This is a genomic window from uncultured Microbacterium sp. (assembly GCF_963528945.1).
Taxonomy (GTDB): domain Bacteria; phylum Actinomycetota; class Actinomycetes; order Actinomycetales; family Microbacteriaceae; genus Microbacterium.
Genome location: NZ_CAURWX010000004.1, coordinates 261,028 through 277,780, shown reverse-complemented (window position 1 = coordinate 277,780; position 16,753 = coordinate 261,028). Strand labels below are relative to the sequence as shown.

15 protein-coding genes and 1 tRNA gene are annotated in these 16,753 nt (G+C 63.4%); 6 read left to right on the top strand and 10 right to left on the bottom strand.

Annotation, left to right across the window (positions count from 1 at the left end; genetic code table 11):
* Positions 1-23: 23 nt before the first annotated feature.
* Entirely contained in the window at positions 24-1,334 is a 1,311-nt protein-coding gene (locus RWS82_RS13950) for a DUF4032 domain-containing protein (protein WP_314651232.1), read from the bottom strand.
* 81 nt (positions 1,335-1,415) lie between these two features.
* Entirely contained in the window at positions 1,416-2,519 is a 1,104-nt protein-coding gene (locus RWS82_RS13945) for a sn-glycerol-3-phosphate ABC transporter ATP-binding protein UgpC (protein ID WP_314651230.1), read from the bottom strand.
* 238 nt (positions 2,520-2,757) lie between these two features.
* On the opposite strand from RWS82_RS13945, the gene RWS82_RS13940 reads away from it, so the two are divergent.
* The 3 genes from RWS82_RS13940 (at position 2,758) to RWS82_RS13930 (ending at position 6,217) form a co-directional block, all read left to right on the top strand.
* Positions 2,758-3,717: a thioredoxin domain-containing protein gene (locus RWS82_RS13940; RefSeq protein ID WP_314651227.1), complete on the top strand. Its 960-nt coding sequence runs from the start codon at positions 2,758-2,760 to the stop codon at positions 3,715-3,717.
* A gap of 184 nt (positions 3,718-3,901) precedes the next feature.
* Positions 3,902-3,973, top strand: a tRNA-Thr gene (locus RWS82_RS13935).
* A 222-nt stretch (positions 3,974-4,195) separates the two neighbouring features.
* Positions 4,196-6,217: a serine/threonine-protein kinase gene (locus RWS82_RS13930; protein ID WP_314651225.1), complete on the top strand. Its 2,022-nt coding sequence runs from the start codon at positions 4,196-4,198 to the stop codon at positions 6,215-6,217.
* Here RWS82_RS13930 and RWS82_RS13925 read toward each other — a convergent pair.
* The 6 genes from RWS82_RS13925 to RWS82_RS13900 all read right to left on the bottom strand — a co-directional run bounded on the left by RWS82_RS13925 (position 6,214) and on the right by RWS82_RS13900 (position 11,125).
* Positions 6,214-6,921 carry a hypothetical protein gene (locus RWS82_RS13925; protein ID WP_314651222.1) on the bottom strand — a complete coding sequence of 236 codons (708 nt, stop codon included), beginning with the start codon at positions 6,919-6,921 and terminating at the stop codon, positions 6,214-6,216. The genes RWS82_RS13930 and RWS82_RS13925 overlap by 4 nt on opposite strands.
* A 341-nt stretch (positions 6,922-7,262) precedes the next feature.
* Positions 7,263-8,792: a recombinase family protein gene (locus RWS82_RS13920; protein ID WP_314651220.1), complete on the bottom strand. Its 1,530-nt coding sequence runs from the start codon at positions 8,790-8,792 to the stop codon at positions 7,263-7,265.
* A gap of 138 nt (positions 8,793-8,930) precedes the next feature.
* Positions 8,931-9,323, bottom strand: a complete 393-nt coding sequence (locus tag RWS82_RS13915; RefSeq protein ID WP_314651218.1) for a hypothetical protein — start codon at positions 9,321-9,323, stop codon at positions 8,931-8,933.
* A gap of 88 nt (positions 9,324-9,411) precedes the next feature.
* Positions 9,412-9,729 (bottom strand): hypothetical protein, encoded by a 318-nt coding sequence (locus RWS82_RS13910; protein WP_314651215.1) that lies wholly within the window; start codon positions 9,727-9,729, stop codon positions 9,412-9,414.
* The gene (locus tag RWS82_RS13905) at positions 9,726-10,727 is read right to left on the bottom strand and encodes a metallophosphoesterase (RefSeq protein ID WP_314651212.1); all 1,002 of its coding nucleotides are present in this window, start codon (positions 10,725-10,727) and stop codon (positions 9,726-9,728) included. Before RWS82_RS13905 ends, RWS82_RS13910 begins: the two co-directional genes overlap by 4 nt.
* Entirely contained in the window at positions 10,724-11,125 is a 402-nt protein-coding gene (locus RWS82_RS13900; protein WP_314651209.1) for a hypothetical protein, read from the bottom strand. The genes RWS82_RS13905 and RWS82_RS13900 overlap by 4 nt, the downstream gene beginning before the upstream one ends.
* A 191-nt stretch (positions 11,126-11,316) precedes the next feature.
* Here RWS82_RS13900 and RWS82_RS13895 point away from each other — a divergent pair, with 191 nt between their 5' ends.
* From RWS82_RS13895 to RWS82_RS13885, 3 genes are all read left to right on the top strand, one after another.
* Positions 11,317-11,604 carry a helix-turn-helix transcriptional regulator gene (locus RWS82_RS13895; RefSeq protein WP_314651207.1) on the top strand — a complete coding sequence of 96 codons (288 nt, stop codon included), beginning with the start codon at positions 11,317-11,319 and terminating at the stop codon, positions 11,602-11,604.
* A 70-nt stretch (positions 11,605-11,674) separates the two neighbouring features.
* Entirely contained in the window at positions 11,675-13,501 is a 1,827-nt protein-coding gene (locus tag RWS82_RS13890; protein WP_314651204.1) for an ATP-binding protein, read from the top strand.
* Positions 13,502-13,682: 181 nt separating this feature from the next.
* The gene (locus RWS82_RS13885; protein ID WP_314651201.1) at positions 13,683-14,438 is read left to right on the top strand and encodes a hypothetical protein; all 756 of its coding nucleotides are present in this window, start codon (positions 13,683-13,685) and stop codon (positions 14,436-14,438) included.
* Between the two features lie 59 nt (positions 14,439-14,497).
* On the opposite strand, the gene RWS82_RS13880 is transcribed toward RWS82_RS13885, so the two are convergent.
* Together RWS82_RS13880 and RWS82_RS13875 are read right to left on the bottom strand one after the other, a co-directional pair.
* Entirely contained in the window at positions 14,498-14,911 is a 414-nt protein-coding gene (locus RWS82_RS13880) for a DUF6262 family protein (protein ID WP_314651198.1), read from the bottom strand.
* Positions 14,912-14,915: 4 nt separating this feature from the next.
* The gene (locus RWS82_RS13875) at positions 14,916-16,685 is read right to left on the bottom strand and encodes a tyrosine-type recombinase/integrase (RefSeq protein ID WP_314651195.1); all 1,770 of its coding nucleotides are present in this window, start codon (positions 16,683-16,685) and stop codon (positions 14,916-14,918) included.
* Positions 16,686-16,753: the final 68 nt, after the last annotated feature.

Here is a 16,753-nt window from a genome sequence, read left to right as displayed (position 1 = left end):
GACGACGGCGGGCATCGGGTCGATCAGACCAGATCGCGCCAGTCGACCTCGTCGTCGTCCTCGTCGTCGGAGGTGGGGGTCGCCCCGGTGACGACGGGCAGGCTCATGGTCTCGGTCGGCGGGCCCATGATGGTCGCCTCGTCCCGGCGGTGCCGGAGCACGTCGTTGATGTAGCTCGTGAGCACCTCGGCCAGCGGTACCGGTCGCCCCTGCGCCTGCGAGAGATACCAGCGGTGCTCGAGCACCTGGTGGAACACCTCGGCGGGTTCGAGCTTGGCGCGCAGGTCGTAGGGGATCGCGCGCACGACCGGTTCGAACACCCGCGTCAGCCACTCGTGCGCGTACATCTCCTCGTCGGCCCACTGCTTCGTCGAGCGGGCGCGGAACTCGTCGAGGTCGTTGAGCAGGCGTCGCGCCTGGTTCTCCTCGACGTCGAGCCCGGTCAGGCGGATGAGCCGGCGCTGGTGGTGCCCGGCATCGACGACCTTCGGCTGGATCTCGACGACCGTGCCGTCGGAGGTGGTCGTCATCGACATCTCATCGATGTCGAAGCCCAGCGCGTTCAACCGTTCGACGCGCTCGGTGATGCGCCAGGTCTCGGAGGTCGAGAAGGAGTCCTGTTCGGTCAGCTCGGCCCACAGCGAGCGGTACGACGAGACGATGCCGTCGGCGATCGCCACCGCATCCACCCCGTTCTCGAGTCGCCCGCCGGCCGCGAGGTCCATCACCTCGCCAGCGATGTTGGTGCGGGCGAGGTCGAGGTCGTACGAGCGCTGGCCGTCGGTCAGGCCCTCCTCGTGCAGTTCACCCGTCTCGGCGTCGACGAGGTACGCGGCGAAGGCGCCGGCGTCGCGGCGGAAGAGGGTGTTCGAGAGCGAGACGTCGCCCCAGTAGAAGCCGACGTTGTGCAGACGCACGAGCAGCAGCGCGAGTGCGTCGACGAGGCGCGTGGCGGTGTCCGGTCGCAGCACCTGGGTGAAGAGCGCCCGGTACGGCATCGAGAAACGCAGGTGCGAGGTGACCAGGGCGGCCGGGAGCGGCTCGCCGTCGGCATCCGTCCGGCCCGCGATCACCGCGACCCGCTCGACGCACGGCACGTCGAGGCGGCGCAGGTTGCCGAGCATCTCGTACTCGCGGCGCGCCATCTCCTCGGTGGTCTCCTTGACCGCCACCACGCGGCCCGAGAGGTCGGCGAAGCGCACGAGGTGGCGCGAGAGGCCCTTCGGCAGCGAGACGATGTGCTCCGACGGCCACCGGGCGAGGGTCGTCGACCAGGGCAGCCCGAGCAGACCGGGGTCGATCGAGCTCGCGGTGATGCGCAGCGAATCCTGCATGGGGCTCCTGGGGATCGAGGGGTGGACGCAGACGCGGCGCGGGCGACCGAAGTCGACCCGCGCCGCGAGTGGTGTGACCGATCAGGCCGAGACGACCGGAGCCGTGTTCAGGCGGTCGCCCGTCTCGAGGTCGAAGGCGTGCACGTGGCCGGGGTTGGCGGCCAGCGTCACGGTCTCGCCCGCGTTCGGGTGGTTGCGACCGTCGACACGGGCGACCAGGTCGGTGCGCTTGCCGTTGATCTCGGTGTGACCGTAGAGGTAGCCGTCGGCGCCGAGCTCCTCGACGAGGTCGACGACGACCGAGAGGCCGCGGCCGTCGGCCGGGCCGACGGTGATGTCCTCGGGGCGGACGCCGACCGTGATCTGGGTGCCGGATGCACCGGCCACCGCGTCGCGCTCGAGCGGGACGACCTCGGAACCGAAGCGCACGCCGCCGTCGGCCAGGTCGGCCGAGAACAGGTTCATCGCGGGCGAGCCGATGAAGCCGGCCACGAAGACGTTGTTCGGCTTCTCGTACAGGTCGCGCGGCGTGCCGACCTGCTGCAGGAGGCCGTCCTTCAGCACGGCGATGCGGTCGCCCATCGTCAGGGCCTCGGTCTGGTCGTGCGTGACGTAGACCGTGGTGACGCCGAGGCGGCGCTGCAGCGACGCGATCTGCGTACGCGTCTGCACGCGGAGCTTGGCGTCGAGGTTCGAGAGCGGCTCGTCCATGAGGAAGACCTGCGGCTGACGGACGATCGCGCGACCCATGGCGACACGCTGACGCTGACCACCGGAGAGCGCCTTCGGCTTGCGGGTCAGGTACTGCTCGAGGTCGAGGAGCTTCGCCGCCTCGAGAACGCGCGTGGCACGCTCCTCCTTGCCGACGCCGGCGATCTTGAGCGCGAAGCCCATGTTCTCGGCGACGGTCATGTGCGGGTACAGCGCGTAGTTCTGGAAGACCATCGCGATGTCGCGGTCCTTCGGGGGCACGTCGGTGACGTCGCGGTCGCCGATGAGGATGCGTCCGGCGTTGACCTCTTCGAGGCCGGCCAGCATGCGCAGCGAGGTGGACTTTCCGCAACCGGAGGGGCCGACCAGCACGAGGAACTCGCCGTCTCCGACCTCGAGGTTGAGCTTGTCGACGGCCGGGCGGGTACCGCCGGGGTACAGACGCGTGGCGTCGTCGAAGGTCACTGATGCCATGATGTTTCTCCTTCACCGGCAGGTACGTGCCGGACGATCCGTAGTGATGGAAGCGGCAGCCTCGCCGCCGTGACCCCTCATCGGGTCGGGATCAGTATGACATGGATGCCTTCACCTGGGTATTTCTCAGGTGCGGTGGTTAGCATCGAGACCGGCCGTTTTCCCGCGGCGATCGTCGATCCTCCGAGCATCCGACGGTCGGGGTCACCCTGCCCCCGTGAGACTTTCAAGAGGAACGATGTCGAGCGACGAAACGCCGGACTCCTCCACCCCTCGCAGTTCGCGCGAGGCCGTGCGGGAGAAGGCACAGCGCGTGCACGCGCAGCAGTCCCGGGCGCGGATCATGCGCCGGATCATCCTCGGCACCCTGGCGCTGGTCGCCATCGGCGCGATCGGCACCGCCGTCACGCTGGCGGTGTCGGCGCAGGTGTCGAAGCCGCAGCTGTCGCCCTCGGGCATGGACGGCGACGGCGTCGTCATCTCGAGCGTCTCGTCGGCCGCCGCATCCGCCGGCGTCCCCGCGACACCGAGTGCGGCACCGACCGACGCGGCCACCGAACCCGAGCCCACTCCGGAGCCGAGCACGGCCGAGAAGGTCGACATCCACATCTACGTCGACTACCTCTCCGACGACGCGGGCGAGTTCGAGCGCACCAACGCCCGTCTGCTCACCAACTGGATCAACGAGGGCGCGGTCACCGTGACCTACCACCCGGTGGCGCTGCTGACCGCCAGCTCGAACGGCACGAAGTACTCGCTGCGCGCCGCCGCCGCATCGGCCTGCGTCGCGACGTACTCGGCCGACCAGTTCTGGGCGTACAACCACGAGCTGCTCGACGACCAGCCCGAGATCAACACCGACGGCATGTCCGACACCGAGCTCGCCGACCTCGCCGGCGCCGTCGGGGTCGAAGACGCGAAGAAGGTGCGTTCCTGCATCGTCGACGGCGACTTCCTCGGATGGGCGAAGGACGCCACCACACGCGCTCTCGAGGGGCCGCTCGCCGGGTCGGACGACCTGGTGCTGAAGTCCGCGCCCATGGTCGTGGTGAACGGCGAGGCCTACGTCGGCGCGCTCGACGACTCGTCGGAGTTCTCGTCGTTCGTGCTGACCGCGTCGAGCGAGGCCTCGTACAAGGCCACCGAGGCGCCGACGCCCACGCCGACGCCGACGCCCAGCGAGACCCCGGCATCCTGACGTCGCGGTCCCGGGGAACGGGACCGCGGCTCCGCCATCGCTAAGCTGGTGGCATCCGCCGACTTGGCGCAATTGGTAGCGCGCCGGTTATCTCTACCACCAGAGTCAGATCCGCCAATTTATGGGCCATCGTTGTCGAGTACATGTAATCGACAGGTAGGATGAAGACAAGATAATCGAATATGCCGCCTTGGCGCAGTGGTAGCGCAGCGCTCTTGTAAAGCGAAGGTCGTCGGTTCGAATCCGACAGGCGGCTCAAAGGAACTTCAAGTCCCGGTCAGCGGCTCGCTCAAGCGGCGCGAGGATTGGATGTGCCCGGACAATAAGTTCGGTCCGCTACGCGAGGCGACGTCATAATCAACTGATTCGGCTTTCGGGCACATCGTCGTTCCGTCTCATGCTGCAATCCTCCGCAATACGCTAGCTTCGTATCGTCCGGCAGGGGGCCGGGGAGTTACCGCGACGAAGGGGAGTCGTAATGCCGGCCGACAAGGACACGCTAGAAACCATCGCACGTCGAATCGTTCCGGATGCGGCGGTGGTCAATCACCTAGGTACCGGCGGCTTCGCCTGCACGTTCAAAGTCACTGGTGACGGCGATCCGTATGCGTTGAAGCTTATCGACCCCGGCCTTTCTGAAGCAGCACGTGTCGAACGCGAGTTAAGCGCGCTACGTCGCGTCCAGCACCCGGGTGTCGTTCGGTTCATCGACCACGGCGACTTCGAGCACGAGGGCATCGTCTATAAGTGGATCAAGATGTCATTCGTCGAAGGGCACTCCCTGCGCCAAGCAATCGGAGGCGGCCAGGTCTTTGACGCCATTGACGCGCTCCAACTGGTTCGAGCGCTGGTCGATGCTGCCTCGGCCATCTGGGAACAGCGGACCGCGCATCGCGACCTGAGCCCGGGTAACATCCTTTTAAAGCCGGACAACACCCCAGTCATCGTGGACCTCGGCCTCGCGCGTCATGTGGACGACGAGACTCTAACGGAGCTGCCGACACCGGGCACGCCGGGATGGATGAGCCCGGAGCAAGTCAAGACGTCGCCGACGCACGGCGACTGGCGAAGCGACCAGTTCGTGATCGGCGCGTTGGGATATCTCTTCCTCACGGGCGTGGTGCCATTCGCGGCGCCAAGTGTGCGAGACCGGTGGTTCGCTCCGGCGCACCAGGTGCCGACCCCGATTCGCGCCGTCGACAGCAACATACCGAGCGTTGCCGCCGATGTGGTCGAAAGGATGCTCCAGAAGCAGCCTCATCGTCGGTACCTCCGCGCTGCAGACATCATTGCGGATCTTGACCGAGCCATCCTCGCGTTACATGACTCGCAAGTAGGTGAGGCGGCGCCTCAAGAGTTCTTCGTTAACATCGCCCAGGTCAAGAACTTCGCCGAGGGTGCGGGAATGGCTTCCATTGCGCCGCACGGCGTCATCGTTGACATCCGCGCTGGCAAGCGAGTAGCTGAGTTTGTCGACGCGGCACGCGCCATTGGTGCGCGTTCCGTCGTTGATCCCGTCACCCATTTCGCGCGCAGCCCCGAGGAGTGGAGGCCAGCGCAGGTCAAGAAGCTGCCTTATGGTGCGGATCCTCGACTTACGGGCTTCAGTGATGACGCTGCCCGCACGGCGTTCTGCCGGAGTGTCCTCGAGCTGCAAATGGAGAGTTCGCCCGATGTGGTCATCGCGCCGTACTTCTATGCGGGCGAGGGGGAAGCGAGCTGGATCACGGAGTCCCTCGAGTGTGCAGCGAAGTTTGAAGAACTCATGGAGGAGCGAGCGCCTGGAGAACGGGCGGAAGTATGGACCGGAGTCGCAGTGCACTCGTCTTGGCTTGCCGACGAGACCGCTCGAGACGTCCTGCTTTCGGACATAACCGGGCAACCGATGGCCGCACTGTACCTCTTGGTCGCGACGTCTCAGCCCTCCTTCGCGCCTTTGGGAGACTTGCCCACACTTCGCGGCTTCAGGGATCTACTCACCGTTCTCAGGGAGGCGGCGGTCCCCGTCATCGCGGGGAAGCGTGCGAGTAGCGGACTGCTGCTCCTCGCCTTAGGTGCCGCGGGATGGGGCACCGGAGTGAGTGGCAACCTCATGAACATGAGCCCGCACCCGGAAGCCGATGAAGAGGGGTGGAGCCCCCTCGACCGAATTTACGTTCCCCGTCTATTGAACTCGGTAGCAGTAGACAACTACGTGCTCATGCGACGGGCGAACCCCGAACTCATGGCACTTGACACCGATGAGTCAGCGGCGCTGTTTGCAGCCAACTTCGACTTGGAGGATCTGAGGACTGAGGAGCGGATTCTCCTGATCCAGCACAACCTCGTGGCTCAACGACGCCAAGTAGAGGCGCTTGCCGCACTGCCAGCAGGCCAGCGGATCAGTACACTTCGCGCGCTCGTCGAGCTTGCGACGGAGACTTATCGAGCCCTGCCCCCGGCGCGTATCGCCGGGGACGGAGGAGGCTTCTTGGGTGCCTGGAACGACGCACTCGCCTAACCGCGGCGGGGAGCACCCGCTACGCGATCCCGACAATCAGCGAAGGCGGCAAGGGTGTGCTCGCTGGCCATTCGCCGCCGCCGGGTGGTCGCGTGACTCGACTCGTCAGGTTCGACAACTTCCTCAACCATGCCGAGGTGCACGGCCAGCAGACCAACACCGACAGTTCTGGCGCGGTCCATCACTTCCGGCGTTACGCGGTGAGCGGGCAAAGCCAGGTATGAAACCTCAGCGAACGCCCGGTAGGCGTGAGCTTGGGCTAGGCCGCGCGTCACATCAGACAACTTGAGTTCCACTGCGACAAGCCGGTCAAAGGGGTCCTTCGGCAAGACTCGTCCGCGGTACTTACCATTTCGTAGGGTCAACATCTGGTTCTCGATGAGCGGGCGTAGGGCACGCCGCGAGAGGTCAGCGAAGCTCCCGCCGTACCAGTCGCGTAGTTGAGATTCCGACCGACCCTGGTGGCAGTACTCGAGAACGGTGAGCTGTAGAGCTTGCCGAACCGCCGGGGACTGCCGACGACGATTGCGGAGCGACTGACGGCTACCGACGCCGCCAACCAGATCTGGAATCCCGAATCCAACCTCGACCTCGCGCCCGATGCAGGACGTGCCGATGCTCTGCAACCACGCCTCCACGTGTGGGGCTAGGTCGGACTCGGCGGCGAACTGGCTGCCGGGCGTCGTGGCGTATTCACGAAGCATAAGAAGAATCTACCCTCCGGCTCGGCATTCGGTCGCGATGGAAGAGCGCCGTCCGCCGAGAACTCTTTCGCTCGTGGTGCCTCTCTGTACGTGCCTGCACAGTATCCCCCTGAGGCGGTGAGCGCCGGATAGCGTGCGCGCATGCCGGTTCATGCGCCCAACAACAGCCGGATGGATGAACGGCCCAAACCATCCCTCATCTCGATCCAAGCAACGCGGCATCTCGTATCAATGGGATCCGCCACGCGGCGTCGCGGAGTGTGGCGCCGCGTGGCGAGTCTGTTGTCGTCGACTCAGACGAACTCAGCAACTGCGCCTCCGCCCCAGACACCACTTCCACGTCAGTGCCAGATTGCTTCGACCCGGTCGGCAGGGCGAGAGAGCCGGTTCGTTCTCCTGCCCGCACGGTTCACGACCAGCGTCACGGTGGCGCGAACAACCCTGCGTTGGTCCTCGAGGTCGAGTGCGTCCCATGACGCCCGGACATCCGCTGCGTCGGCCAGGAATTGCGCGAGTGGATCCACACGGTCGAGGGCGGCGAGCTTGCGGCGGGCCGCATTGATCATTGGCCGCACCCTTCTCTCCTGATCTAGAGCAAGTTCGAATCGCCGGGATGCAGCCGCTTGTGCTCGTACCGATTCCAAGTACGCCTCGTGTCCGGCGATCTCGCTCAGGAGGTCGGCTCGTAGCGCTTCGTTGTTAGGCAATTTCAGGTCGTGACGGTGGTCAAAGCGGCGAGGGCCGAGGTGGTCGAGCACCAGGTTGATGACGTATTCGTCCAGCGATCCCATCGTTATCCCGGCGTGCCAGCCGGTGGTGGCGTCGGCCCGCGTTTTCCCGGGAATGCCGGGGCAGATGTAGTAACGGACCTTGTAGGGAGGGGGCACGACCCCGTCCGGCCCAGGACGGCGAGGAAAATAGTTCCGCAGATTGCATTTCAACGGAGTGCCACACACTCCGCACAGGGCTATCCCCGTGAGTAAATACTTCGCGGTGTGGTCGCGTGGGCTGGTACTGCGCTGCGTGCTCATGATGGCTTGCAGATGCTGCCACTGCTCGAACGGGACCAGTGCCGGCCACATGCCATCTCCGACGATGACTCCCTTGTGATCTCGCTTGCCGGCGTATGCGGGGAGCCGGAGCATTTGCTTCACCTCCGACGGTGTCCAACCGTTGTGATCGAGCGGCGGGACTCGTTTCCGGCTCCTGGTCGGCACCCCTCGGGCGTTGAAGTCCCGAGCGATGGAGTAGAAGGACTCTCGTGCAAGCACCCGTCGTGCTGCCTCTTCGACCACTTCGGCCTCGCCGGGGCGAGGCTCGACGCGTACCAGGGCCCGCGTCTCGGAGTCGTATACGCGGCGGTACCCGTAGATGTTCCTGCCATGGGGGCGGCCCTCCTCCGCTGCTGCCCGGGCGCTACGCCGTCGTCGTTCTGAGATCTTGTCCGACTCGTACTCCGCGTCGACCGCGTCCTCGAGCAGACTGCGGCGATCTCTGGCACGCGCGGGATCATAGGCGCGGCCGTGCGTGGTGACCCAGATGAGGATGTTGCGCTCCTTGCACAGGTCAACGAGGTCTACCCACTCGCCGACACGACGGGACCCCCGGCTCGACTCCCAGATCGCCAGAACGTCAGCCCCGAACTCTCCAGACGCCAGGTCGGTGACCAGCCGGCGGAAGTCTTCTCGGGCGATCTTGGCGTAGCGGCTCGCGCTGCGGTCGGTGTCTCGATAGGGCGGTTCTGGGTGCAATGACCACCCCTGTTCATGTATCGCGCGGAGGTTCTCTGCGTGTTGCTGATCCGGACTGCGTCCGGTCCCTCCGGTGTCCTTCGAAACGCGCAGGTATTCCCGAACCACCAGTGCCGTCATCGTCTCGCCCCATCTTGTTGATGCCCACTGCTCTTCCTACGCCGCCCTCGCCTTAAGCGGTAGAACACTCGGCAAAATCGGCTCAGTAGCGGGTTCAGCCTTGGCAGTCTTCGAGAAGGCATTGGAGCGAAAGTCACATCAGGGAGCGCTCCATGCCCACGCGTCGTGTCGCGCAACCCGTAATGCATCCTCGAGGCGACCTTTGTAGAGCAGCGTGATGTTGCGGGGCGGGTCCACGTCGGGCAGTTCGACGTTCAACCACTGCGCCCACGTCCATGAGTCGTTCACTCCGGTCTGCAGGACGCCGAGGACGTCTTGCAGCCCGTCTACGACCTTCCCGTCCTGGAGTTGAAAGGATGGGAACAGGTCGACGCCGTCCTCGGTACGCAGGATGAGCAGGCGGAGGTCGTTTCCGGCCGCCAAGACCTCGGCCTCAGTCCATCCGAGGGTGCGGGCCATACTCGCGACGGTGTAGCAGGGGCCGACAATCTGAGCCCACGGGTTTCTGTTCTCGGCTTCGGTGTCATCCATCGCTGTCTTCGACGTCTGGGTTCTCTGCTGGCGTGATCCACCACCAGTTGTGGGAGAGGCCATGGAGCGAGACCTCGCGGCTCACGGTTCAGGTCCGCTCGACCTCCTCGGGCGAGGGGTCTTCGGGGAGCATGGGGGTCATCCAGTCCGCCCACATCCAGCGGTCGTGAGTCATCGTCTGGAAGATGATGAGCATCTCGTCCAGTCGGTCGAAGACCGTTCCGTCCTTGAACTGGAGCACTGGGAAAAGGTAGATGTCGTCGTCGGTCGGCAGCATGAGGAGGGTGAGATCGTTCCCGCCCTCCAGGACGTCGGTCTCCGTCCACCCCAGTCGTCGGGCCATACCCGTCACCGTGTAACACGGGCCAAGGTGCGCGGCCCACGCGGTCGGCTCCTCTCCGGTCATGACTGCTTCTGTTCGGGATTGCGGGTGTGGCGCCGGCGGACGTCCTCGATGATCTCCTCGAGAGTGCGGCGTCCGTCGACATAGTCTTGTGCGTCCTGGAGAGCCCGAGGTGTGGGCTTGAGCCCGTCCAATGTTGCGTCGTGCAGCGACTCGGCAACATCGCGGATTCGCCAGTCACGGTCAACGTTGGCACGTTCGGACATCCCGCGGATGATGGCAAGACTTGGAGTCGCCATCTTGAGCGTGGTCATGTCGAGGATCGCCAGGTTGCCTTCCTGCCCGTCGCGCCCCAGGCTCGCGACCCGGCGACCGTCGTCCGTCTTCCCCCCGGCAGCCACGTGCATGTGCCCATGAGCCAGCAATTCGGGGCGCACCGCGTCCCACACTTCGGTAATACGAGCACGCGACGCGGCGGACGCTTCGAGCGCGGCTGCGGGGAACGAATGCGGGTTCGTCCTCAGGATCTCGCGGACCGGGCGGACGGGTGTGCCAGCCGGGCCCTCGTGTGTGAGCATCAAGTCCGCGGGGCCGCCGGCAATAGCAGCCGCGACGTGTTCGTCAGTGATGACCTCATCCGCCCACCAGGTCAGTCCTTCGATGCGGGACTGACGGTCGACCGATGCGGCACCGCCTAGAGATAGCACCCCACGACCGCCGATGACCAGGCGCGCCGGTCGCGGCAGGAACCAGGTGAGCTTCGAGACCCGCACGGCAGCCCCCGGATTCTCGTCGAGAAGAGGGCTGATCTGGTCGAACGGCTCGTGATTGCCGACGGTTACGAGGATGCGGTCGACGTCAGTTTCGGCAAAGACCTCGTCTATCTTTGCCACCGGCATCGACCAGTCGCCAAGGTGCAGCAGGGTGGTCACGTCGGGTGCGATGTACGGGAGCGCGCGCGCAATTGCGCGAGCCCAGACGACGTTGCCGTGCCAGTCTCCGCAGACAGCGACGCGCTCGTCCGGGAGCTCGATGGTGGCAACTCGCTCGAGAACCTTCACCGCGCCCTCGCCGCCTGTCGCGCGCGCGACTTCTCGCGAAACGTCGGGCCGACGCGCAAGCTGCGCTCCACCCCTGGCTCCCAGTTGATCCAACCACCACGTTTCCACTGGATCGCGACATGGAGGCGGAAAGCATGGTGAATGGTGGCGCGCACAGGGTAGGTAAGACCGGGCGGCCATTCAGGGTGCAGCTGGTCACGCGGAAAGAGCTCGGCGAACAGTTCGGAGAACGTCGGTCCGCGGCCGGTGCGTCGTCGTGCACGGGCGATGAAGATGGCTGCCGTCAGGCCCATTCTGTCGGCTTGCTGCTCATCGGTGAGCGCCTTGAACGCCGCGATCCAAGCGTCGGGAGCCTCGACTTCTGCAGCGCTCCACCAGATCGGTCGGGAATCAGTCACTGCTACTCAACAATCGGGGTCGACCTGAACGGGACCTACGCATCGAGGCGACCCGGAACCGATGCGCAGCGGCACACGTGCAGGTCGAGACGCGCGGCTGCGTCTGTCGATGGAGTGAATGTTTCGTATGGCTGTGAAGATTATGCCATACCGATTAGGCCATGGTGATGTCTTCCTCTCGCCAGAGTTGAATGATGGCGCGGCGAAGGTTCGAGCACTCGGAGGGGTGGCGAGGTTACGCGACAGCACTGGGCGCGAACCTGCAGGCGGCTCGCCTTGAGCTCGGTCTGACTCAAGAGGACGTGGCCTACCGCGCGCGGCGGACTCGTTACACCTATCAGAAGTACGAGAAGGGCGAGTCAAGACCAGGCGAGCCGACGAACCTCACCCTCCGGACGTTGCTCGCCTTGTCACAAGTGCTCGAAGTCGAGGTAGGAGATCTGCTGCCCACCGATGTCCCCGACCTTCATCTGCGCTAGCCAGCTAGATGAAATCGGCACTCGATCTGCCGATTCGAGAGTTGTGTAGCCCGAATCTCCAGTCGCGTGAATGCGCTGCGATACGCTCTGCGCAGGTGAGTGGAAGGGCAGTCCTGAGTTGCAACTACAGTTTGTCAGCGCGTCCGGTTCGTTCGAAGAAGTGCCGACGCAGGAGGAGCTACCCAACTTCCTCGTCATCACCGGCGAGAACGGCTCGGGCAAGTCTCAGTTTCTCTACGCGCTGAGCCAGGGATCAATGCTCGGAGACTGGGAATACCCAAACGATGCGGTGGTTCTTCTGACTTCGGGCCAGCTTGGCGATAGCTCTTCTATCCAACCGACAGGGACGACTCGCAGAACGGTGGTTGACCAGTTCGAGCAAGCTGTCAATCAACAGATACGCCCAAACGGAGCTCTCCAGGCAACAGCCGTGCCGCACCTGTACAGGTGGCTGAACAACTATCTCGGACTGTCGGACGACGTCCTTCTCGCTGCAGAGCACCGCGCCGGTAAACCTCTCAAAGACTGGCTGCCGGCCGACTTTGACCAACACACGCCGTTTGAACACGGCCAGACATTGATGCAATGGTCGGTCGCCGACACGTTCCAGCGATATAGCGCGATGCGAACTGTGAACGATTTCAACCAGTGGCTAGAGAGCGAGGGGAAGCCGCACGACCCATGGTTGACCCGCGAGGATTTTCTGACGGTACAGGGTCCGCCGCCTTGGGACCTCCTTAACGAGGTCCTCTCAAGCGTGGGCTTGCCCTACCGATTCCCGGCTCCGACTGTGAGTCTGGGCGAGGTTCCGTATGTGCCCCGCCTAATCTCTGAGCGCGAAGATATCGTGGTTCCGCCTAGCGACCTTTCGTCCGGAGAGTTGACCCTCATTCAAATCGCACTCTCTGTCTATTCTGGCCTTTATCGAGCAACCATGACGCGCGTTCCCAAGGTGCTGTTGTTGGACGAGCCGGACGCAACCTTGCACCCGTCCATGATCCGTAGCATGCTCCAGCTGATACAGGAAGTGCTCGTCACCAAGCTTGGGATGAGGGTGATCATCACCACCCATTCGCCCACAACGGTCGCTCTGGCCGAAGAACGCGCGCTCTACTTGATGGAGCGGAGCGGATCCCCGCGGCTGAAGAAGTCGACCCGCGATGACGCTCTGCGCCGCCTTCTCGTCGGCGTGCCGACCGTAAGTGTCTCTGCGGATCACCGCCGTGTCGTCTTCACCGAGAGTCCTATCGACGCCAGCCGGTACACGGAGATGTTCAGCATCGTTCGACCGCTTATCGAGTCCGAGCGCACGCTCACCTTCATATCGGCGGGCGCAGCGAACGGGCGTGATGATGGGTGCGTTGCGGTGATTGGCATGGTTGAGAAACTTCGTAGCAACGGCAACCTCGCAGTCTGGGGTCTGGTGGATAGAGACACCCGAGAGGTGGAGCCCGCACTGGGTGTGCACTTCAACCCGCGGGGATACTCAATCGAGAACGTCGTCTTGGATCCGTTGTCAGTAGGGTTGCTGCTTCTGGCGGACAGCGTAGACGTTGCCCGCGCCGCCGTCCCAGATTCCACGTTCGTTCAGTTCCGGGTTGAGGACGCTCAGAGGCTCGCAGACGCCATAATGAGAGAGGTCTTTCCGGACTCCCGCAACGAGCTCCAAAGCACTATTGAGTATCGCGACGGAACCGTCATTCAAGTGCTCGACGACTGGATGAACCTGCGGGGCCATGACCTCGAAGCCCGAATCTTGGATCGGATCCCGGAGCTTCTCCGCTACCGCAACAATCATCGCTTCGTTCCGACCGTGATGAAAAGAGTGTGGGCACAAGATCCGCGACGGATTCCTCAATCCGTCATCTCAACGTTTCAGCGCATCCTTGAGGAATGACGGATCCATCGCGAGCCAGCCTCCGGGCGGCACGCGCAAGTAGGGCGACTTTGGCTCCGAGAGGGTGTCTCAACGGTGCGCAACGTCAAGTCTGCTTCCCGAGCCTCAGACTGAGGATGACAGTAAGCGTCGCGCGAGGTAAGCGGCACGCGTCCGTCGCGGACTCAGTACGATCTATCTCATGAGCGGACGCAAGTCGAAGGCGAGACGGCGTGCGGTTCGGGATCGCCCCCCACACATGGTCAATGGAGACTATGCCTTGCGTTCAGCCAAGGCGATGCTCGGTCTGGATCTCCGCGAGGTGGCGCTGACTCGAGTCACACAATTCACCGTCGGCTGGTTCCGCGCTGCGTTCGACCAGTCACTTCTGATCTCAGACCTGACGATGCGGGGCCGGGGTCCCGCCGCAGCGCCTAACCGGCGCCTGTTCATGGAGCTGGCGGTGCGGCTCCACTGGCTGCATGATCTTCCGAAGGGTGACCGCCCGGGAGCAGTGGACGCCGCGCTCGACTGGGAAAGGAAGAACCGGGAGAAGACGTTCGACCACATGCGTCAGATGGGGTGGGAGAGCGACGTAGACCTCACTGAGATGCGAGAGTTCGTGCTCAACGTCACCGAGAACGGGAAGGTCAAGGATCAGGCCGAGAAGTTCGCTGCGGCAGCGTATGCAACTGAAGTCAAAAGTGCAGGGCTGTACAGAGCCTGGAGAGAAGAAAGCTCGTACGCGCACGCCACGGGTTTTCTTGCAGGTTCCTATGCGCCAGCGGAGAAGAACCGATGGCTCGGGACGGACCGCCCACCAGTAGCTGATCCGGATCTGGAAACTCACCGGCTGACTCAGCTTTTCGTCGTGGTGATGACCTGCAGCCTTCTGCGGGACGAAGGTGTGCCGGAGGAGGTCGCCGCCAAAATCGTCGACGCGTATCTGCGTGTGTGAGCCACTTCTCGGCGTACCGCCTAGGCGGCATCACGGCTACTCAAGGTTGCCTGGGCTCATCAGCCTCTTCGCTTGCGAATGCGCGTGACGTTCGCAGGCTGAGGGTTTTGCAGATCTATGACTTCTTGCACGAGAGCCTGATTCTTAGCCCGTAGCTCTGCTACTTCGGCTTCCAACTCGTCGATGAGCAGCGTTTGTGCATCGAGCTTGGTCTGCAGTGACGCTTCGCTTGCACTGCGCGACTCCGGGCGCACATGTCGACCACGAGTTGAAGAGCTCCTGCGCGCTTGATCGACGAGTTCTTTCGCCTTCGGAGTCGTGTAGATGTAGTTTCGGGAGACGCCGGCGCGTTCCGCTACAGCGCGTAGTGTCACACGTTCGTCCGAACGAACGAGGTCGTCGACTGCGCGCGTGACAGCCGCCAGACTTTCGCGCGATCTACGTCGCGCGGCGTCTGCAAGCGCATCGGTCATGCGTCTACTCTCCTTGCGACTGGCCCTCGATCTTCTCGAGCTTTGCAATCAGTTTAGACAGGGCGAAGAAGGGCTTCCTATTTCTTTCTACGATCCTCTGATGGCCCGCCTCCTCGGCGAGCCTCATCATCGTCTCGTGTTCATCGCGTTGGTCGCGCAGAACTGGCAGGTAGTCGGGAGTGGTGATGAAAAGCGGGCAGTAGAGACAAGCGTTTGCGTGCTCGCACTCTTCGCTGCACGGCATCCCACACCGACCGTTGGGCAGTGCCTGAGTCGCGCCGCCCATGAATGCGTGAGTCCACGCTGCCTCCATCTCGATGCTACCGGGAGCGTATAGAAGGTCGCCGTCGCTGTTAACCGCGAGTGATTGCTCCCACTCTTCTCTGACCTTGGCTTCAGTCATGTGGGCGTATATCTCGGTGGTTCTCATTGAGCTATGGCCGAGCAGGTCGCGAATCGCCGTCAGAGACATCCCCTTTTCAAGCCACTCAGTAGCGTTCTGATGGCGGAACATGTGCGGGGTGATGTTCACTGCCTTGCCCGACTCATCGGTGAGTTCGAGCAGCTTGATGAGCTTGCTGAGCTCTGCGTTCACGATGGTTAGCGTGATCACCTTGTCGGCATCGTCACGGGCGAACAGCATCCGAGAATTGGGATACTTGGCAACCTTGTACTTGATGTGCGCGTTGATCCTGTCGGCAAGCTCCGCACTGATTGGAACGACCTTCTCTTCCTTCGCCTTGCTATTGATGTAAACGAGAGACCAGCGACCGTCACCGAGGTCAAGAACGGAGTCGACCGTGATGCCGGCGCAGACGTCTTTGCGCCGCAGCCCCGTTGTAGCCATGATGAGGATAGCCGTGCGACAGTCGAGGTCTTCGAGGAGCTGCAGGTTTTCGGGATCGCGAAGGCGCGCTGCGTTCAGCTTTCCTATGAGTCGCGGCACGCCTTTTGGTACTTTGGGGAACTCTCCGCGAAGCCACTTCGCACCGGAGGGGATCGCGACCCATCCATTCACGGCGGCCTCCTCAAGGAAGGTTCCGATGCCACTGACGATCTTCGCCCGGTACTTGGCGGCGTATCTGCTCCCGTCAGGCTTCTTCATGGCATTGATGACCGCCAGATAGTCGAGCAGCACGTCCCGTGAGACGCCCGCCCAGCTGTCAATACCCCTTTCGGTCAGCCACATCGCGAAGTTCGTAAGCCATGTACCGACCGATTGAATGTGGGTTGGCGTCCCGCTCTCGGCATTCAGCCTGTAGGTCATCCAGCGAACGATGGCGTCACGAAACTCGAGAGTCTCCACTGAGTTCAGGTTGATGAACACGCTGCCACCGACAGCAGCTATGCCTAGGTATCGACGAGTCGGTTCTTCGCCGTATGCGATACAGACCTCGTCGAGCGTGTCGAGGAGGAACGAGCGAACGGACTTGTATTCGCCCCCGCAGTCCTGGGCGATGGCTTCGATGAGGTCTGCATCGTGCCGGATGTCTAGTATGGTTCGGACGCCGCGCGCCTTCAACGTGCGGGCTAACCGCGTCGCAATTTCGGGTCTCGTGGCTCTGCGACGCATGCCTCGTCGCTGAAGTCCATAGGCGAGTTCGTCGCGCACCGTCTTGTTGCCGGCGGCCGCCACATCGAACAGGCCGAGGGTTGTGAATGAATCTTTATGAACTTTCACCTCCCGCGCTCTTGCGACCCACTCTCGCCAGTCGGCAGCATCGCTCTTGGAAAAGGCAGAACCGTGCGGCTTGCACAGTTGAAGATCCTTCAATCGGCTGATTCGCGGACACCCATTCACTGCACAGATCTTTCGGGAGTACCGTCCCTCCGGATCCGCTT